The sequence below is a fragment of the Janibacter sp. CoH_79_TC_3 genome (assembly GCF_058197955.1).
On sequence record NZ_JBXWIV010000001.1, the window covers coordinates 154,463 to 175,593 of the forward strand.

Genomic DNA, 21,131 nt, shown 5'->3' on the forward strand with positions numbered 1-21,131 from the left:
TCCGTTGCGCTGTCTCCCGCTAACACACCGCTGATCTTCTTGTTGCCAGCATTGATGCCAGTCGTCGTGACGCTTGGACCGCCTGTGATGCTCAAGCCATTGGCGCCATAAGTGCTGCTGTTGATACCGTCAGTGACATTGGTGCCAGCACTGCTGACAGTGGTGGTTTTGGTGCCATCAGTAATGGTAACGCCTGCGCTGTTTAAGGTGCTATTGCCCGCTTTGATGCGATCGACCGTCAAGTCTTTGGCAGTAGCAACTTGATAGTTGGTTGAACCATCTGTATTGGTCGATGAGGTGACTTCAATGTTGTCACCTTTAGTCACTGTGGTTTTGGCTTTGATGATGTTGCCAGTGTTGATGCCTATGTTATCTGTGTTGGTGCTGATACGACCATCAAGGTTGGTTAGCGCACCGCCCACGTTGGTTGCGGTCACGGTGCCTTTGTCCAACTGATAACTTGGGGCTGTGATGGCGCCAGTCGTCGCGTTGTAAGTTGCGCCGCCACCTAAGTGGCTTGCGCTGTTGCCGCCGCCGTATTCAGCTGACCACCATTAATGGCGTCTTTACTGCCACTCATGGTCGCACCATTAGCCACATTCACAATCTTCTGACTGTTTGCATCAAAGCCATTGGCTTTTACTTGACCTGTAAACGTCGGGGCATCAACAATCTGAATATCAACCTTGCCATCAGTGATCACTGTTTTAATGTTGGCATTGCTTGAAGTCGCTGTAGTAGCAGCGCCACCACTGATGTTCAGCGTGCTGCCAAGTTTTTGCTGACTACCATTTGTACCGGTGTCGCTAAGCACATTACCTGTAAAGGTTAACTCTTTGTTCGCTTGGGTATTCGCAGCTGAAATAGCACCGTCAATGGTGCTCGCACCTGTACCGCCAATGTTGGTAGACGTCACAACACCATTCACATCAACAGCCGCTGCGCCGCCAAGTAATGTCCTGTTGCCTTGTGCGATATTATTAAGCTGACTACCATTGATGGCTTCCGTGCTGTTTGTAGCAATACTGCCAGCAGCAACGTTACGAAGTTTAGTAGTTCTAGTGGTGCTGCCATCGGCACTGCGGATACTAGTGATGATATCTAAATTCGCAACTGCTGTACCTGTACCAGCAGCGTTGTCAAAGAACGCGTTACCAACTTTATAAACTTGTGTACCGTCCGCTTTGCTATATACCACAGGAGCAGTATTGGTCACGCCATTAGTCGCAGCTTGTAATTGTCCGACGTTTGCAGCATCTGTAAGTTCGGTACCAATAGCTAAACCACTAATTTTATTATTATTTAAATTAGCGCCACCGTTTAATGTGGCAATACCAGCGACAGTTAGAGCCCCCCCAGTATTTAAAGAACCCGCACTCATAGCTCCAGTAGAAGTTACCGTAGTGAAGCTTGGATTACTTGAGGTAGCGATAGTAATATCATTACCACTGCGAGTGATCTCTACATTACTCCCATTTTTGAACTTAACGGTATCACTAGATTTGACAGCTGATGCCGTATCATTGTTAGCTTGAATCTTGAAGGTTTGGTTTGCCAAAGTATTCAACTGACCAACGTTTACTGCGTCGTTAGTATTAGTACCATCTGCAACGCCTTTTAATTGACGATCTACATTAGCTGAGTTCGCAAAGCTAACGCTTGTGCCGCCTGTTTGAGCGCCTACTGTGATTGGTGCTGTACCATTTGCTTGCTTTACTAAACCAGCAGTACCGGCAACGACAGCATCAGTCGTTGTTTTGACTGCATTAATATTATCAATTAACTTGCTACTTACTGCGTAAATCTGGCTGCCATTTATTGCATCGGTAGAAGTTGCAGATAACTCACCTGGTGCTACGTTTTTTATTTGGCGCTCATTACCAATAAGACCCACAGACACTTGGCGTCCAGCATCAGCGGCAGTACCAGCAAAGCTAGAGTTACCTACAAATCCTGTAAACTCAACGCCATTTACCGTCTGTTTTGTGACCTTAGTTGCACTACCATCAGTCTGACTTCCTGCTCCAAGTGCTACCGAACCTTCTTTAGAAGCATTTGCTGATACACCAAACGCTGCAGAAGCAATACCACTGGCCTTAGTCTGAGTACCAAATGCGGTGGACAGCGCTCCACTTGAAACCGATTGCACACCAATAGCTACTGAAGCTTGACCACTAGCTGCTGTGTTGGGAAACTGTGGAGTGACAACTAAATCACGACCAGAATACTTCCTGAATGCCGTATTAACATTACCAGAGTTATTGTTAGTACCAGTACTAGTGACAGTACCATTCTCATCTACATTAGTTCTAGAAGCTTGGTTTAGATCATCACCACCAATAGCTATTGATGAGCTACCAGATGACACAACATTAGCACCAAGAGCTATAGACTGATCACCGCTAGCTGTAGTGAATTGTCCTCCCGCTGCACCTCCAATGGCGATCGACTGACCAGCGGTTGCCTTAGCATTCTGACCTAAGGCTATACTGCTAGAGCCAGTAGCCGCAGCGCCTGCACCACAATCGATTGCATCGCCGGTTGCGCATAACGCAGTTGCTTGCATGCTAAAACCCGCTGCAATCAGTCCCGTACACACAGCACTCCAACGCAAAATATTCGCGCCACTTGCAACTACGCTACCACTAGATACTTTTGTACTTGAAGTAACAGCACCACTAGATGACTTGCCACGACTTTTTGCATATTCTGCAACGGCCATAAAACAATTTAATGAGGCATTCCAAATAACTTTGTAATTACGGTTCATACTGAATTTCCCTGTCTTCATTAAAAGATGAATAGCTTAGTGGTTATGGCGGAACATAGATGAGCACAAACTACTAATACGCTAAACTGCTATATCTAAAAATTACTTAATTAAGATTTAAAAGCCTATAAATATTTAGAACTTTTGTTTGTTACATTTTAATACATATATATACAGAAGCACAACGTCACTCATCTTAGTATTAGAACCGTTCATCAGGTTTTTCAGTAGGATAAGAGCTAATTATTAAAAATATTATATTCATTTTTTTACATATAAAGAAAGTAACAGCTTATTAATAAGCTTATAAATTAACGAACTAAAGTCTATATTAATATATAAATAGATAACTACTTACATCTTAGCTGAAAAATAACATTCTTTTGATAGCGTAGATCTCAGCTTTAGCTATGGTGGATGCAAAAAAAGCCCTAATCTTTTGATTAGGGCTTTTTTTGTATAATTTAAGTGATTAAGTGGTTCTTTTAAAATTATTTAAAACAATTCACTTGCGTCTTTCTTGAGCTGTTTAAGCACAGTTCGATATTCGTTATCACTGGTTGCAAGGGTGCTTAGACGTCCATAACGCAGCTGACGATAAGCTTGTTGAATCTGTATAATTTTCGCTTGGACATTTTCAGAGTGACCGTTAGCGGTTAGCTTATTAGTTTTATCAATCTTAGCACTATTTTGACTACTGGTATCATTATCATCAACTGCCATCGGCAAACGCTCAAGCCAAGCTAATTGCCCTTCGCTATCATCACGAGCAAGCGATTTATCCGCTTTACCAATGCGTTTTGAGAGTTGTGCAAGTGGTAGGTCTACTGGATGCCAACGTTTGCGGCGACGTTGCCAGATAGCGAAAACAAGAATCGCCATAACGCTAATGGCACTCGCCGCCAACCAGACAATCTGCTGCATGATTGAGCTAATATTAAACCATTTAAGCAATGAGTCAGCTTGCTTGTCTTGATCATAACCAACGACGTCTTTTTGCCAATAGTAGCTGGCTTGGTCTGATAGACGGCGTAAGGTTTGTAGCATTTGATACTGCTGATAGCTGATTTGCGCACTAGCACCATCACCGAACATTGCCGCTCCTTGCGCCTGCGTCAGCGCATCCATCCCTTGCTCGACGCGCTCAGGGGCGACAAATGCAGTCGGATCGACACGTACCCAGCCTTGACCGTCAAGCCAAACCTCAGTCCAAGCGTGCGCATCCTTTTGCCGCACCTCCCAAACATTGCCGCCGCGGCTCAGCTCGCCACCTTGATAGCCAGCGACGACGCGTGCTGGAACACCAGCGGCACGCATCATAAAAGTAAAGCTGGAAGAATAGTGCTCACAAAAACCTGCTTTAGTGTCAAATAAAAACTCATCAATACGGTTGGTATTCAGCCTTGGTGGCGATAACGTATAGCGAAATTCCGTTTGATTAATCCAGCGTTCGAGTGCTTGTATATAACGTAGTGGGTCTGAGTTTGACTGAGCAAAAAGCTGCTGCGCCAGCGCTCGTGCTTGCGGATTCCCTTTATTAGGCAGTGTAAGGTTTAAAAGTCGTGACTCCTCAGAGAGAATTGGATCGATACGCATCGGCGCAAACTGCAAGACATCGTAGCGCAGCTGTTGGGTAACCGGCTGGTCCTTTAATAAGGTAAAGTCTGAGGTAATACTGACGTCTTGGCGCTGCGCAAAAGGATAATCAAGTCCAAATAGCCAGTTTTGCTGTGTTGGCTCTAGGATAATCTCATAGCTGGTAGGCGCAACTTTTACTTCATCAGGGATAGTTGCAAAGGCACTCTCAATCCAAGACGGCATTTGCTGCGTCGGCTGCCATTGTCGTTGCTGAGGACTAGGACGCCACGTTACCCCGTCAAAGTCGCTAAATACCAAACCGCGCCAATACAACTGCTGCTGTGGCGGACGCTTATCTGCAAATTCTACCCGAAAAGCCAGCTCAGTCGACTGGCTCAAATTAGCAAAGTCACCGGGCGACATACTATCAGAGACGCCAGTAGTCGCTTGCTGTCCCGACAGCTGCACTGACCATAGTGGCGGCAAGCGCGGAAAGAATAAAAACAGCACGATTAATAATGGCAATGCTCCGATGCCGAGCACGCCCAAAGTACGCAGACGACCATCACCGCGAGTATTACCATCATCGTTGAGCGCAATAAATGCCAACAATACAATGACCGCGCCGACAACCACTTCTAAAGTAGTAACAATGCCTTGATCCATCAAAAACAGCGACGCCAGTACAAACAGTGATAGATTAAGCACCACATAAGCATCACGGCGCTTATACAGCTCCCACAGCTTACTAATAAGGCACAGGACTAAAAATGCCACGCCCATATCCAGTCCAAACGCTGTATTATAAGTAAGCCACAACCCCGCCAGCCCCAACAAGAAGCCGAGCATCTGCATGCTTTGATAGACACGTTTTAAATGCGTCAGTTTTTTAAACTTAGCCTTAAGACTCGGTAGCTGGGCAAAAATACTGACCACTGCGAAACCGATTAGCCACAACGGCAAATGCGCGGCATGAGGTAAAATGACGATAATTTGCGCAATTAATACCCAATAGTAGGCTGGCAAGGCGAGTAGCTTGCGGTACCATTTATGATTACCAACAAGAGGCGTGCGAACATTACTGTTTTGACCCAAGGCCAACTGCTCAAAGCTTGCAAGACTTATCTCTGTATCATTTGCATGGTAACCTTTTAAGTTGCTCATGGTACTTTTGCCAACCTTAATAAGCAGGTTTGCGCAAACGCCTCACCTTCACCCATCGTTGTAGCAGAATGCTTATCGAAAGGCATATCATTGGGTAAGCGCATGTTAAATGGCACGCCTAGTTCACCTAATTTAAGCGCCCCATACGCCATTTGCGCTAATTTTTGTTCATGATGCGCCGCTGGCATATCGGTATAGTACAGCGTTTGCTCATGACCGACCGGATCAGCAAAATGCTTGGTAAACATACCCTGACCGCGCGCTACATGCCCCCAAGAAACCCGTGCTAGCGATTCGCCTTCGATATAATTATCGAGTAGCTCAAAGTCATCTTGGCCTGGTCGATACTGTCCGCCTGTTGGCAAATCCTCCTGACTTACGATGGCATATTGCGCCTGCCAATCGAACGTTTCAGGTTTTGGATAGACCCACGCGCTACGGGAAAAATAGACATAAGACCATGCGCGCATGATACCTAATGGGTAAACGGTTTTGATTTTTAATCTTGGTAGTTCCAACTGCCCACGACTATGTGTTTGTACCGGCAAACGAATGATTTGCTCGCCTTGTAGCCGTGTGATCAGTATTGAGTTTTGATTATCAGTGCTAGGTTTATTATTTTTATGGGATTTTTTACCCGTCTTTTCACTCTTTTGCTTAGCTGCCTGCTCAAAGCCAACTTGATCAAAGCCTACTTGATCAAAGCCTACTTGATCAAAGCTTAATAATAACTGCCGTCTTGGCTGGCGGCTTTGATTACGCAGCTGCAAAGTGACCCAAACAGGCGCACCTGCTTCTGCCATCGTCATGTCAAGCAACCGTACTTGCAGACCTGAAATGTGCGCAAAGGTCACATGAAAGCTGATAAGCCAAACACTGATCAGATAAAAACACAAACCCAATACCAAGTTATTGCCATAGTTGATACCAGCGATAAAGGTGATAATCAATAACAGCGCAAATAACATGCCTTCGCGACTAAAGAAAATATAGACGTTACGCAAATTGAGTGTAGCACTATCGCTTTTGGGCGCACGCGCGGCAAACCAACCGCTTAATAATGAGGTAGCTGGTACGGTTAAGGCTTTTGGCAAAATGCTCATGACTACCCTATCCTTACCATAAAAAATTTAAACGATTAAACAACGACAGCCACATCTACCAATATACGTTGGGCGATGGTTTGCGTGGCTTGTCCACCAGTCACGTGCGCCGGTACAAAGCGCTGCCCGAGGCGATGATCTGTGACCGCAGCAAATACCGCTTGGATGTCTTCAGGCGTCACCTCCATATGCCCTGACACATAAGCATGAGCCTGTGCCGCACGCTGTAGCGACAGCACACCACGCGGTGATAAGCCATGATACTCTTGGCTGGCGCGTGTTTTGGCGACCAGTCTTTGCAGATAATCTAATACTATATCCGCGACGTATACCTGCTTAACCCCTTGCTGCGCTAATAATACCGCTTCGGTATCAAGTACCGCAGGCAACTCCTTTAATAACGCACGGCGGTCTTGACCTTTTAGGAGCTCGCGCTCTGCTGCAGGCGATGGATAACCAAGCGACAAACACAATAGAAACCGATCAAGCTGCGATTCAGGCAGTGGATAGACGCCCGCTTGCTGCAATGGGTTTTGGGTAGCAATCACAAAAAACGGCTGCGGCAATGGATAGGTTTGCCCATCTTGCGTGACTTGCCGCTCCTCCATCGCCTCTAATAACGCACTTTGGGTCTTAGGACTGGAGCGGTTAATCTCATCCGCTAGCAATAGCTGAGTAAAGATAGGGCCGGGACGAAAATCGAATTGCTGTTTACTTTGATTAAAAATACTCATACCCAAAATATCGGCCGGTAGCATATCATTGGTAAACTGCACGCGGCTAAAACTCAAACCGAGTAGTTGCGCTAAGCCTTGCGCTAAAGTCGTTTTACCCATACCCGGTAAATCTTGTAGCAACAGATGCCCGCCTGCCAAGATACCGCTAAGCGCCAGTTTGACTACTTGCGGCTTGTCTAGAACGATTTGATTTAATTGCATCATTAACTGAGCAATTCGTTGCTGATTATAAAAATAGTCGTTAGCGGTATGGCTCATTATCGATTCTTGGCTCGTTTTTCAAAGGAATGGTTTATGAAATAAATCCTGTTAATTTAAACATTATTTTATATCATCAGTTGTTGGTACTGGCGCCCGTAGCGTTGATAAATAAGCAATCACATCAGCACGTTCCTTAGCATCTGGCATCGGGTCTGAAAGCATTTTTGAATTTGGCACGGCTTTCTCGGCATCAGCGATATAAGCATCAAGCGTCTCAGCATCCCATACCCAACCTGATGTCTTAAGCCCTTTACTATAGGTATAGTCTTCTAGCGCTCCTGCGTGCGCACCATAAATATTCATCAACTGCGGACCTTTTTTATTGAGTCCAGGATTTAGCTGATGACACTGACCGCAAGCATCTTGATATATCAGCGCCCCATTATCAGCATCACCCTCAGTATATAGTGGTAATGTCACAGGAGCGCGATAATCAGGGGGTGTTTTCTCACAAGCACTGAGCAATAACAAAGCGGCAAACATAGCGCCTAATTGATATTTTTTGACAATAGACATGTTGTGGTAATCTTTCATTGAGGGGCGTGGGCTATGTATGCGTCTAGCTCGACCATAATACAAGGTAAAGATTGACAAACATACATAGCGCTGGATAGAAAATATATGTATAGTTGCTAAAAGTTGAATCTACTTATTTAGCCAGATTTAACTCTCGCCTGATAATTTTATGTTATTGCTAGGCGCTTCTAGATAATAACCCTGCAGATAGCGTGCGCCCACGCTCCAAGCAACCGACATGGTCGCGGCATCCTCAATATAAGGCATCAAGACATCAACATTAATCTCACTCGTACGGGCGATAAGTGCTTTAACCGTTTCTAAGTTCTCAGGGTTATCAATGCCTTCTACATAGCTGCGAGCTAGGCGCACCATATCAGGTTGCACAAAGTTAGCAAGTTCAACCGACTTAGCTGATGAACCAAAATTATTGATACCAAGCTGACAGTTAACTTGACTAAGTGCTGCAAATTGCGATTTTGCCACAGTTAAATGGTCAGCAATGTCTTTTTCATTAAACTGTAAGGTTAATGCACCCGTTTTACCACCTACGGCATTGATTAGTTGACTGGCAACGCTCGGCAGTTTTTTATCTATCAACGAAGCATTGGTCAGTTGCACCAATAAGCGCGCATCCGGATGGGATTTACGCACCTCATTGATTTTCTTACAGGCATTGATAAGTATCCAGCGGTCTATTTTTTCAAGCAGTTTATGCACTTTAGCTACTGCCATAAACTGATCAGGGGTCAATATCGTATTGTCTGCATCTGCCAGTGGCAAGCACAGATAGACTTCAAAGAAATCACTGCGATCGTTATTAATGTCATAGATCGGCTGGAATGACAGCTCAAAGCGATTGTTAGCAATAGCATCGACTAAAGATTCGGCAAGGGCATGATCATCACTATTGGCATGTTCACTGGCGTCATATAAATGATAGGTTCCCCCATGATTGGAAGTTTCAATCATAATCTGACTGATGGCATCTAGCGCCCGCTCAAGCAACACTCTTGGCTCAGGGGTATTTTTCTCTATCTTAACGATAGCAATACTTGCCGTAGTATTTGTCGTCCGCTTATCGACCTCGATAAACATCTCACTGATGGTCACAACGATTTTCTCAGCCAGTTGTTCAAGCGCTGCGCTGGTTTGATTCTCTACCAACACCGTAAAAGCCGTGTCACTAAAACGACTGACATGGTTTCCTTCCACGATCTTGTCTGTTACCAGTTTATCTAAGGCATAAGCGACTTGCTGAACGGTGATATCGACGCCTTGTAAACCCAAACTACTTCTGATTTTACCAATATTATCAAGCTGAATGTAGAGTAACCCTGCCGTCAACGCGCCTTGTTTTGCCTGTTGATAGAGCGTTGCCAACTGCTCTTCAAAGCTGCGGCGATTATCAATACCCGTTAAGCTGTCCTTACGCTCAGCCTCTGCCAAGCGCTTCGCAACTTCAGCGCTATTGCTGTTGTTTTGCTGAATAATAATTTGGGTGACCGGTTCACCGTCCAGAGTTGCCGAAGCTAACTGTAATTTTGCCTCAAACGTACTGCCATCGGTGCGTTTGCTTTCAAAGTTAAACTCAACGTCTTTACGACTGCCTTTCTCAAATTGACGCAGAAACTGCTTAAAGCCTTTGACATTCTCTCCGCCAGAAATTAAGTCAACAACGGGAACACCTATCGCATCGTTTAACGACTCAAAACCAAATAGTTGCAAATACGGATCATTGGCAAAAATATGAATCCCTTGATCGATATAAGCGACGGCACTTTTTGAGTTTTTAATGAGCACGTTTGCGCGTTGTTCGGCCCCAGACAGTACATGACGTAGGGTTGTAAGCTGGCGACGACCACGCAAATTATCATGCAGCAAGCAAATAGACATAATAACGGCGGTTTCCTCCTTCGCACAAAGTGCCTTAACCATCGTGCTATTTACGATTGATGGCAAGCCTTCTTCATTATGAGCGTTGGCCGCAGTGTCTTTATTTATCAAGCAAACTGAGGGTAAATCAATATTCTGCTCTTGAATGATACCGACCACATCGGTAAAGTTCATATCATAAGCCTGACCAAAAACCAACACATCCCATGGTTGACGTAGCGACTTTAACAGCTCTTCCTTATCGTCCAAAAAACCTAAGTTCACACTATCGTAATATGAACCTAACAAGTCGACGAGACGCTCAGCATAAAGCTGGTCAGCATCGATGACTAATAGGTTTAAGATGGACTGAGTACGCATAGGAGGCCTTTTAAATCATAGGAGCAGTTTCGTCATTATAAACAATAATTTAACTGACTGCTGCTTAAGTTACAATTGCAATGCTATGTTATAAACTATTAAACAAACTTAAACCAAATACGCTTAACCTATTATCAATTCTTAAGTATTGACTGTCCCAAACTTACTCAGAGTATTTAGGGATAACGGTTTAAAGTTGCATCACTTCATATTGGCTAAACTCATCTGTCATTAGCAAACGCCGCCCTAAACGCAGCGTTTTCTGTTTGGTATTGATACGCATCATAACCTTATCGCCTTCTTGAAAATAAGAAGTGGGTACTATTAGACTACAACCAGTCTGTAGCTGCTCATCATTACCGATGACAAACGCGGGTACAAAATGGCGACTGCGACTGTCTCTATCTTGCAGGCGAATACCACAAGCGATGAGCTGATAGCCAAGGACTTGCCAATCAAGTTCGGGCTTTTCACGGTCCATATCTAGCCAGCGCACCACTCCTATTGAACACTCATGTGAGGCTGATTTATCAGAGCGACATAACAAGAAAAGACTCATGATTCTCAAAGGCATCGGTGCAATAGAATCTAGCACGTCATTTTCTGCAAAATCTACTGTATCTTCTTCTTTTTTGCCGCTATATTTTGCTTTAGGCGTAGTTTTTCCATCATTGCTTACACCGGCATCTGGCTCCTCTGAATCTATTAGAAGGCGCAAGGTGCGAAAGTCGGACAAGTCATTATGGCTGTCAAACGTTTCTACCCTTAATATTGTATTAATAGAAATGGTATTGGCAGACTGTTTTTTTGGCAAGGTATCATAGCGAGGTTGTTGATGGTCAGGTAAATCTTTAGCAGCTATCAAGCTTGATAAGCTTTGCCCATTACTCAGTCGGTAATGAATATGATTAAACCCAGTGATGAGCTGCGCCTCTTGTGCGGCACTTTGCTTGATGGGTAGCGTCAATGATGACTGGATGTAGCGATAGCTCAAGGTCATAGCGACGGTATTTAGTAAATAACACTCAATCCCTTCTCGAGCTTCCTCGATAAGTTTGAGAGACCGTGATTTTAAATAGGCAATTAGCGGTGCAAGTTCTATAAACAAACAATCATGATGCGCATCATAAGGGTTGATGGCAGAATGAGCGGTCAAATACGTCGGTGGATTGTCACTGTGCAAATTAACAAATACCTTTGTCTCAGTCTGCGGCTCTACGGAGGTGACGAGATGCTCGCTCCACTCTAGTAGCAAACGCTGTACCATTAACACAGTGGGGCGACGCATAGCGCGTACGTTCAATAAACTATGCAAGCATAGCTGACTATATAATCGATGAATATTATCCGCACAGTGGGTAATGATATAAGGGCTTAAGTCAATATCAACGGTTTGCTGTTGGCAAGCCATATAATACAGCTGATTGATATTGGACCATAAATAGGCGGCGGGCTTTTGATAACAAAGTGCGTCTTCAAACAACAGCTTTTGATAGATCAGCAGCGTCTGATAGCTAGCGACGGCCAAAGTAATCGGCGAGGATCTCTCATTAGTAAAATAGCGCTGCCAAAGATTGGATGATGGTTGCTGCTGTTTATCTGCTAGAAAAGCATTCTCTCGCTGTATGACGCCGTCATATACCATAATTATTAAATAGTACAGCGACTTAACCTGTGCCACATAACCGAGCTTATAATCGTTAAAAGCCGCTGTTTCATATATATAATGCTGACGTAACGTTGCAATCAGCTGATTGGCAGCATCCATCACAATCCTGAGCAATGTCAGGCGCTGCCGATCATCTATATTTGCCACGCGCAATTCTGTGAGCAATTGTTCTAGCTGCTCTATTTGCTCCGCCTCTGTTTGCATCGGCAATAGCAACGCCCATTTACGCAAATGCTGCTCATCGCTATTCATCGGCTTCGTTAAATTAATCGATTTTATCAATGTCTGCGATTTGGTCGTATCAGTATTTAAATATTGCTGAAACGTCGATAAATTTACCATTACTATCCTTAGTAATTGCGCACGTTATCAATAGGTTTTTGGATATTTAATGCGTTACTTGCATGAGCAACATTAATCCTGCACATGAGAACTAACTGACCCATTAATGAGTTTTTACTCACCACAATTTTAATCGTTATTTGTTCACTAATTTTTTAATATCTTATATTGCCCATTTTAGGCCTCATTGTAAATATTAATCGGTACTTTAAAGGGTTTATTTGGCAACTCTCTGACCAATTTTGGCACCAAGTAACCAGGCAATGCCGCAAGTAACGACCAATACAGCGCAATGGCGGCACGCTCGTCACTATCAAAATGAGCCGCACCTGCCACTTTATCTAACACATGCAGATAATAAGGCAGTACTCCAGCCGCAAACAAGCGCTGATTGAGTGCCGTTTGCACCGCCACACTATCATTGATACCCTTTAACAGTACCGCTTGGTTTAATAAGGTGACGCCAGCCGCGCGCGCACGCTGCAAGTATTCAGCAGTTAGCGCATCAATCTCGTTGGCATGGTTACAATGAATCACCATGACGATTTGGCAGCGGCTTTGCGACAACCTATCCAATAAGTCATCATCTAGGCGCGCTGGAATGACCAATGGCAAACGGGTATGCAGCCTGATGGTGGTCAGCTGTGGAATCGCTTCTAAAATATCGAGCCAAGCAAATAAGCGTCTGTTGGTGACATTTAATGGGTCGCCGCCGCTCAAAATCACCTCATTGATTTCAGGATGGGCGCTGATATAATTGATAATATGCTTTTTGGCATCGGCGGTTGGCATATTGGCGCTATAGTCGAAATGCTGGCGAAAGCAATAACGACAATGGATGGCGCAAGCACCAGTAATCGTTAACAATACTCTTGATTGGTATTTATGCAACAAACCTTTCACCGGATTGTGCGTATTTTCACTTAGAGGGTCTGCCACATAACCGGTCACAGCGATTTGTTCTTTTTTATGGGGCAATACTTGTTTGAGCAGAGGGTCGTCACTGTCACCAATCGTCATTTTTGCCACAAAACCCCGTGGTACACGCAGCTGAAAGTGCTCAGGTATATAAATCTCTGAACGCAGTGATTCTAGCTTTAACAGCTCGAGCAGCTCATCAATAGAGGTTATCGCTTCGGATAATTGCGTTTGCCAGTTTTTTTGTGTGATTAAATGGTTTATCATGACAACCTTATACCTGTGCCCAAAAGCCGATATTATACGCTCTTAGTGTGTCCGCTATCAAAGCGTACGAATTATTCATAAAACCTTGAGCGTCATAGGCGGTTTTAGCACAGCAAGGCGCAACCCCCACATCCAATTATTGATGACAATACTTACAACCCTTAGGAGTGTTCCGTGGCAAGTTTTTCTACTAACGAATTTAAAGCTGGTCTCAAAGTCATGCTCGATGGCAATCCGTATGCCATTCTAGAAAATGAGTTTGTCAAACCTGGTAAGGGGCAAGCCTTTAACCGTGTCAAAATGCGCAACCTACGTAGTGGTCGTGTGCTTGAGCAGACGTTTAAATCAGGCGATAGCTTAGAGGCGGCGGATGTTATCGATACTGAAATGAACTATCTTTATAACGATGGTGAGTTTTGGCACTTTATGCATCCTGAGAGTTTTGAGCAATTACAAGCCGACAAAACCGCGATTGGTGATGCGATAAAATGGCTAAAAGAGAACAGTAACGCGCTTTGCACCATTACTTTATTCAATGGTTTGCCGTTATCAGTCACTCCGCCTAACTTTGTTGAATTGCAAATTACCGAAACCGATCCTGGTGTTCGCGGTGATACGTCAGGTGGTGGCGGTAAACCTGCAACCCTAGAGACAGGTGCGGTGGTACGTGTGCCATTATTTGTCCAGCAAGGCGAAGTTGTCCGTGTTGATACGCGCACCGGTGATTATCAAACGCGCGTTAGCTAAGCGTCTTGATGTTCTATATGCATTATTAAAAATAAAAAAGCTTAACCACTTATTAGCGGTTAAGCTTTTTTAATGCTAAATGCGTTTTTAGGTTAAAAACTATTCTTCCATTGATTGCTTATGCATCAGCCAATATTGCACCAACGCATTAAGCTGTTCTTGTTTAAATGGCTTGGTGCAATAATCCTGCATACCGACATCAAGGTATTTTTTGCGCTCGCCATCCATCGCATTGGCGGTCAAGGCGATAATAGGCGGTAGCTCTTGTGGGTCATAAAGCTCATGTAGCTTAATAGTTGCCTGTACACCATCCATAATCGGCATATGATGATCCATCAATATAACATCATACAACTCAGGATTTAAAGCAAAAATCTCAATCGCTTGTTGCCCATCGGTGACATGAGTGACCGTATGACCGCTATTATTGAGCGCTTTTTTGGCAATCATGGCGTTAACGCTATCATCTTCGACGAGCAAGATATGACCGATAAGCTCATGACTGGGTTCTGCCATACCAAAGTCATTTGAATCTTGCCATATTTCATAAGCGGCGTTATCGATAGTAGGTAACGGCAACAGTACAGTAAACGTCGTCCCAATACCTACGGCACTGTCCACTTCGATATAGCCACCCATCAACTCAACTAAAGACTTACAAACAGACAAGCCAAGTCCTGTACCACCATAAAGGCGATGGGTCGATTTATTGGCCTGATCATAAGCGTCAAAGATCGCCTCCAATGATTCAGGCTTGATGCCGACGCCCGTATCCGTAACTTCGATACATAATGTCATGTCTTTATAATGAACCATGCCACTATCATCAGTGTCGTAATGAACGCTATTATCATTATCTATACGCTGTTCTAATAAACTTTCTTCATAACCTGTCGAGCCATGGCAATTATATTTATCCTCACAAGGATTGTTTTGCATATGCTTAACGTCAATCGTCACTCGACCACCCTCACGGGTGAATTTGATGGCATTATTGACCAAATTAACCATCACTTGTTTGAGCCTTACCGGATCACCTTTGATATAAGGTGATAGCGATTCCGTATAATGGTAATCTAAAATCAAGCCACGCTGACGGGCTTTAACAGCAAATAAGCTTACCACTTCATTACAAAGGCTCGAGAGATTCATTGGAATAGAATCGATGGTCATTTTGCCCGATTCAACTTTGGATAAATCTAAGATACCGTTGATAATTGCCAGCAAATGCTCATTTGAAACTTTAATATTATCAACATATTCTTGTTGTTCAGCGCTCAGCTTCGTTTCGCTTAACATCTCAACCATGCCAATAATGCCATTCATTGGGGTACGAATCTCATGACTCATATTGGCCAAAAACTCAGACTTCATCTCATTGGCATGTTTTGCATTGCGCTGTTGGTCTTGGAGCTGCAAAGCATCGGCAGCCATAGCGGCAAACTGCGCTAATATCTTTGCATCCTTATCTGTAAAATCATGATGCGGTTGTATATCCATCAAGCACAATGAGCCTAAACGGTAAGTTTTGCCCTCCTCATGCATAATAATCGGCGCGCCAGCATAAAAACGCAGATGCGGTGATTCCGTTATCAAGGGATTTTGGCTAAAGCGGCTATCCTTTGTCAAATCAGGGACAACAAAAACCTCATCCGACAGCACGGTATAATTACAAATAGCCACTTTGCGCGTTGTCGTACAAACACCGCCAAGCCCATGTACCGATTTTAGATACTGGGTTTCTTCATCCATAAAAGTGATAGTGACTATCGGCATATTAAAAAAATGTTTAGCCAGCTCAGTTAAGCGCGCAAAAGCAGGTTCCTCATTATTATTAAGTACCTGATATTTTTTAAGCTTATTGATACGCTCAACTTCATCGGCGGCAATGGGATAACCGTTTTTTGGCAAATTAGATGTAGACAAAATGGACTCCGTTAATTCGTATCAGACGCTTGGCTTAACCGTCGCCTGCTTAAGCAATAATTGTAATGCCTCGCTTACCATTAGCATTGCGACCACTGAAGTGACAACGACCGCTGAGCCATAACCGCCGCAGTGCAAACCGCCTGTTTGGCAACTTTTATCGACGCGCGGTGGCTCTGTCGAATAGACACATTTGATGCCAAACTTTTCTTTTAGCGCACTATTAATGCCTTTTTCGTGACGCAGTTTATTGCGTAATTTAGCCAATAGTGGATCTTGATAACTGTCACGTAAATCGCTCACCTTAATCTGGCTTGGGTCTATTTTACCGCCCGCCCCGCCCGCACAAACCAATTTTAATTTATTAAAGCGGCAATGCAGCGCGATGGCAAGCTTGGCATTCATATCATCGACGCAATCTAAAATCACAATCGGATTATTTTGCGCCGCCGCTTTTGCTTGCGCGCGACTGGGCAGTAATGCCGCAACGTTCTCAGGAGTCAAAAAATCATCTATCAAATGTAGCGTAACTTTTGGGTTAATCTCGCAGATACGGGTCGCCATCGCCGCAATCTTACTTTGCCCAAAGCTGCTATCTAACGCTGGCAGCTGACGATTGACATTAGAAGCAACCAATATATCTAAATCAATCAAAGTAATAGTACCAACTGCGGTGCGAGCGAGCGCTTCTGCTGCCCAAGAACCAACACCACCGACACCTATCACATAAACATGCGCTGCGGCAAAAGTATCGACAGCGGATGCGCCATAGAGAGTTTGCGTGCCTTTAAAGCGGCGCTCATACTGCTCATTAGAATCATCAGTCATATCAGAGCTTTTAGGAACAATTTGGCGCTCACTGTTATCAATGACATCTGAATCGACTAGACTAGTTAAAGTATCTGACTGTGTTGTTGTGTTCTGCTGTAATTGCACTTTTTCACTCATAACAAATTAAAGCTCGGTTAAAGAATTTCTATTATCAATCAACATCTTTTGCTATTACTAGATTGGATAACGCCAATTGGTGCGCAAAGCGTTGCAACTGTTGTGCCACAATTGCTCAGATAAGATCGCTAGCGGCACATCGAGTAGCTCACTTAAGCTACTTAATACATAAGGTAAGTTAGCGGGAACATTTCTATTATGAGCCGGCGCATCGCCCCATTCATTATCTGGGCTTTGTCCGAGCGCCGACTGACTAATGCCCGAATCCTGACACATAATAGGCGTCATATCCGGGCAGTCCGTTTCAATCACCAAACAGTCAATGCCGTAAGTATCAACAGCTGCCTGAATCGCGCGGCGTAACTTCTTGGCATTTGGATTGGTCACTTGACCGGTCACTCCAAGCTTAAAACCCAGTTTTGCAAATGCTTTCGCCTCTTGCTCGCCACCACTAAAACTATGGGCAATACCGCCAAGCTTATGCGCATCATAGTCATGCGCTTTTAATAAAGCCAACGCCTCAGCGTGCGCTTTACGAATATGCAGCATCACCGGTAACTTGTGGCTAACCGCCATGTCCAGTTGTGCCTTGAAAAAATACTCTTGCTTTGCGAACATCTCAGGCTGTTTCATTGCCTCAGTAAAAGTATCAAAGCCGATTTCACCAATGGCCAATGGACGCTTTTTATCCAGCATCTGCGCCATACTTTTTAGATGCGCTTCAGTATGCTGCTCTATATAAAAAGGATGTAAACCTAAGGCAATATGCGCATTAACAGATGTTTCTTTTTGCTCAGTCGCCTGCCCTATCATAGAGTGCAGCTGTTTATTAATAAATTCTTTAGTTTCGTATAAACGGTCAAAATGCCGCTGTAAATACCCCACTAATACCAAATGGCGTACGCCTTGCTGATAAGCCTTTTGGAGTTGCTGATTTCTATCAACGTCAAAAACTGGTGCATCAAAATGCGTATGGGTGTCGATTAGAGGGTAAATGGTGGATAGTTTCTCATTAGGATTAAATGAGGCGTCAATCGTAGTCATCAATAGACTCCAAATTTAATTATTCTTATCATATTTTTTCAATAGAAATATATTTTTATCAGTAGTAAAAAAGTAGCAATCAAAGCCACTATTTTAACGCTGATTGCTATTCTTTATTGATCTTCTTTAGTCGTCTTATTATTAACTTTTTTTTAGCGTTATCTGCTAGATTTCTATCTGCCTTTAGGCTACTGCGGCGCGGAATAAGTAACAGAATTATTCCAACCGCACCTAAGGTCAGCCATTTTCTTTTATTGTTATTATTGGAATTACTCATTATTTTTGCCTATATTTTTTGGCTAGTTTTTACTTATTATCTTAAAGTTTACTTATTTTTATAAAAATCATGCTATTCAAAATTCTAGTAATTTAAGAATAGCTATAGAAAATTATTTATAAAAGCAATATGTTACTAGATTCTCTTTGATTATACGCCGCTTGAAGATTCACTGTGTTTACCTGTGTTATGAATACGCAAGCTAATGTACGGCAACTATATCATGCCGTACATTTAAATATGATTTCGGTTTAATATTATTTTAAGAGTTACAGTTTAGGAAGGTTACTTGTAAATTATACACCATTCACTTTTAGCGCTTTAATGGATAAGTCGTGATACCGCTGCTGCTTGGGCTATCTACTTTGGTAAAGCCTTGCGAAGACGTCTTTGGTGTTTGGTCACGTTTAGGCACCAAAGGATTAAGCGGCATCAGCTCATAGTCAGCACTGACATTGCCATTCCAGCCTTCTGTACCACTAAGCGGTAACTGTTTAATCGTACCGTTTTTATCGATGACCAGTTGCAGGACGCGCATCTGATTGTATTTGCGCTCGGTCACACTAGCGACAGCCCCGCCGTCACGTAAAATAGTTGGTTGTAAAAATATGATTAGGTTACTCTTTTGAGTCGTGTCATTGTCGGAGCGAAACAGGCGACCAAACAAGGGCACATTACCCAAACCGGGGACTTTTTGTTGGCGTGTGGTGGTGTTATCGCGCATCAACCCCCCTAATGCAATGGTCTGCTGATCATCGGCTAAAATCGTGGTATTAATCAGACTTTTATTGGTAATAAGACCGCTAGCATTGCCCGCGCTGCCCGGTACCACCGACGAGACTTCTTGCGAAACCTCTAAACGTACAGTGCCATTTTCACCAATATGAGGAATGACATTTAAATTGATACCAATGTCTTGACGGTCAATCGTCTGGAAAGGATTGGTCGAAGAATCACTGCCTGTGGTATAAGAACCGGTGACAAAAGGCACGTTTTGACCAACTAAAATACTGGCCTTTTCATTATCCAAGGTTAGAATTGAAGGCATCGACAGCAAATTGGCACTGGTCGATGAATCAAGTGCTTGTAAGATAGCGCCATAAAACTGAGTATTGCCTTTGCTATCTTTCTTACTATCACCGATTCCAATTAAAGCCCCTGCAATCGAACCTGCTGCGGCACTGATACCTGCACCACCTGACAAGGCAGCGGCTGCAAGTGAAACCGCACTCGCACCAACGTTATTAAAATTCACCACGCCATAACCACTATTGGCATTACCTAGCGCCCACTGTACGCCAAGCTGAGTAGCATCATCGCCTGATACCTCAACAATCGCCGCTTGAATTAAGACCTGAGCGCGGCGGCTATCGAGCTGATTGACGGCATCTTCAATCTCAAACATTAGCTCAGGCGCGGCATTAACGATGACGGCATTTTGGGTTTCATCAGCAATAATACTGAAAGGTCGACCACCGATACCGGTGCCTGCACCACCCGAACTGCTAGCGGATAAAGCTGCACCAGTATTGCCAGTAGTGTTGTTAGTAGCACTATTGGCAATCGCACTAGCACCGCCACTATTGAGTGAGGAGCCTGTACTAGCCGCATCATTTAAAGAAGCAGACTCCAAGGTTGATGTCGCACCAGAGCTATTAATAGACTGACTAGCAAGCAAGCCGCGCAGCATCTCTGCAATGTGACCGGCACTGGCATATTTTAAGCGAAAGACCCGTAGACCACTCAAACGTCTGGTTGGCGTGGTATCAAGCTGATTGACCATCTCTTTGACTTTGGCAATCATCTCAGGACTGCCTTTTACCAATAATCTATCGCTAGAAGTATCGGCAATGACTTTTAGCTGATTGTTGCCACCTTGGGCTTGCGCGCTACCCGCACTTGCCACCAAGGCACTAATCAGCTCCATCATACGTTCAGCATCGACATGACGCAGCGGTATCACTTGCAAACTGTCATTGACGTTGCTGTCTAAATCACGGATAAGCGACGTGAGCTGATTAAGACTATCGGCGCGATCAGACAATACTAACGCATTAACGCCCGGCACTGCTGCTGCGTGAGCGGACTGCGGCATCAGCGGTCGAATCACACCGAGAACTTCTGCTGCTTGCGTATTGGTCAAATAAATCACTCGCGTCGCTAGCGTCTCACCGACACTATCACCGCGTAAATCTACTGCGACACCCGATTGTTTGGCGACATTATCAGGTACCAGTTTAATCGTCGTACCCGAATCGATAGCAGCGATACCGTTGACTTGCATCACACTTAAAAATAGCTGATAAATCTCATCACGCGACAATGCTTTGTTAGAAATGACGGTGACGTTACCATTAATACGCGGATCAAGGACAAAGTTTTGATTGGTAATGGTCGCCACTTCATTAATAAAAGCTTTAATATCGGCATCTTGTAAATTGACCTTCCAGCTTTCTGCACTCACTAGCCCCGTACTTGCCGCCCATAGTGGAATAGCTAGGCATAGCGGACGGCACAGACGCATCAAACGCTGCAAAATATGGTGTAAAGGCGTGACCGAAAAATTTTGAAGACTGACCATATTGATAATTACCTACAGTGATGTCGC

At 44.0% G+C, this 21,131-nt stretch carries 14 protein-coding genes and 1 pseudogene; 1 reads left to right on the forward strand and 14 read right to left on the reverse strand.

Features of this window, described 5'->3' with window-relative positions; translation table 11 throughout:
- The 9 genes and pseudogenes from AC2FA3_RS00690 to epmB all read right to left on the reverse strand — a co-directional run.
- Positions 1–437, reverse strand: a pseudogene (locus AC2FA3_RS00690) (hypothetical protein); the annotation flags it as partial.
- A 71-nt stretch (positions 438–508) separates the two neighbouring features.
- Complete coding sequence (locus AC2FA3_RS00695; protein WP_490507858.1) at positions 509–2,770, reverse strand: ESPR-type extended signal peptide-containing protein; 2,262 nt, start codon at positions 2,768–2,770, stop codon at positions 509–511.
- 495 nt (positions 2,771–3,265) lie between these two features.
- Positions 3,266–5,512 (reverse strand): transglutaminase TgpA family protein, encoded by a 2,247-nt coding sequence (locus AC2FA3_RS00700; protein WP_490507859.1) that lies wholly within the window; start codon positions 5,510–5,512, stop codon positions 3,266–3,268.
- Positions 5,509–6,615 carry a hypothetical protein gene (locus AC2FA3_RS00705; protein WP_490507860.1) on the reverse strand — a complete coding sequence of 369 codons (1,107 nt, stop codon included), beginning with the start codon at positions 6,613–6,615 and terminating at the stop codon, positions 5,509–5,511. The genes AC2FA3_RS00700 and AC2FA3_RS00705 overlap by 4 nt, the downstream gene beginning before the upstream one ends.
- Before the next feature lie 35 nt (positions 6,616–6,650).
- The gene (locus AC2FA3_RS00710) at positions 6,651–7,610 is read right to left on the reverse strand and encodes an AAA family ATPase (protein ID WP_490507861.1); all 960 of its coding nucleotides are present in this window, start codon (positions 7,608–7,610) and stop codon (positions 6,651–6,653) included.
- 63 nt (positions 7,611–7,673) lie between these two features.
- Positions 7,674–8,129, reverse strand: a complete 456-nt coding sequence (locus tag AC2FA3_RS00715) for a c-type cytochrome (RefSeq protein WP_490507862.1) — start codon at positions 8,127–8,129, stop codon at positions 7,674–7,676.
- A 147-nt stretch (positions 8,130–8,276) separates the two neighbouring features.
- Positions 8,277–10,385 carry an EAL domain-containing protein gene (locus tag AC2FA3_RS00720; protein WP_490507863.1) on the reverse strand — a complete coding sequence of 703 codons (2,109 nt, stop codon included), beginning with the start codon at positions 10,383–10,385 and terminating at the stop codon, positions 8,277–8,279.
- Positions 10,386–10,575: 190 nt separating this feature from the next.
- Positions 10,576–12,396 (reverse strand): cyclic-di-GMP receptor FimW-related protein, encoded by a 1,821-nt coding sequence (locus tag AC2FA3_RS00725; RefSeq protein WP_490507864.1) that lies wholly within the window; start codon positions 12,394–12,396, stop codon positions 10,576–10,578.
- Between the two features lie 177 nt (positions 12,397–12,573).
- On the reverse strand, positions 12,574–13,581 hold the full coding sequence (epmB, locus tag AC2FA3_RS00730) for an EF-P beta-lysylation protein EpmB (RefSeq protein ID WP_490507865.1): 1,008 nt from the start codon (positions 13,579–13,581) through the stop codon (positions 12,574–12,576).
- A 174-nt stretch (positions 13,582–13,755) separates the two neighbouring features.
- On the opposite strand from epmB, the gene efp reads away from it, so the two are divergent.
- The gene (gene efp / locus AC2FA3_RS00735; protein ID WP_490507866.1) at positions 13,756–14,328 is read left to right on the forward strand and encodes an elongation factor P; all 573 of its coding nucleotides are present in this window, start codon (positions 13,756–13,758) and stop codon (positions 14,326–14,328) included.
- Between the two features lie 99 nt (positions 14,329–14,427).
- On the opposite strand, the gene AC2FA3_RS00740 is transcribed toward efp, so the two are convergent.
- The 5 genes from AC2FA3_RS00740 to gspD all read right to left on the reverse strand — a co-directional run bounded on the left by AC2FA3_RS00740 (position 14,428) and on the right by gspD (position 21,104).
- Positions 14,428–16,254 carry a GAF domain-containing hybrid sensor histidine kinase/response regulator gene (locus AC2FA3_RS00740; protein ID WP_490507867.1) on the reverse strand — a complete coding sequence of 609 codons (1,827 nt, stop codon included), beginning with the start codon at positions 16,252–16,254 and terminating at the stop codon, positions 14,428–14,430.
- A 21-nt stretch (positions 16,255–16,275) separates the two neighbouring features.
- Positions 16,276–17,202 (reverse strand): tRNA threonylcarbamoyladenosine dehydratase, encoded by a 927-nt coding sequence (locus tag AC2FA3_RS00745; RefSeq protein ID WP_490507868.1) that lies wholly within the window; start codon positions 17,200–17,202, stop codon positions 16,276–16,278.
- A gap of 57 nt (positions 17,203–17,259) precedes the next feature.
- Positions 17,260–18,246 (reverse strand): TatD family hydrolase, encoded by a 987-nt coding sequence (locus tag AC2FA3_RS00750; protein ID WP_490507869.1) that lies wholly within the window; start codon positions 18,244–18,246, stop codon positions 17,260–17,262.
- A 106-nt stretch (positions 18,247–18,352) separates the two neighbouring features.
- Complete coding sequence (locus AC2FA3_RS00755) at positions 18,353–18,523, reverse strand: hypothetical protein (RefSeq protein WP_490507870.1); 171 nt, start codon at positions 18,521–18,523, stop codon at positions 18,353–18,355.
- Positions 18,524–18,836: 313 nt separating this feature from the next.
- Complete coding sequence (gene gspD, locus AC2FA3_RS00760) at positions 18,837–21,104, reverse strand: type II secretion system secretin GspD (RefSeq protein ID WP_490507871.1); 2,268 nt, start codon at positions 21,102–21,104, stop codon at positions 18,837–18,839.
- Positions 21,105–21,131: the final 27 nt, after the last annotated feature.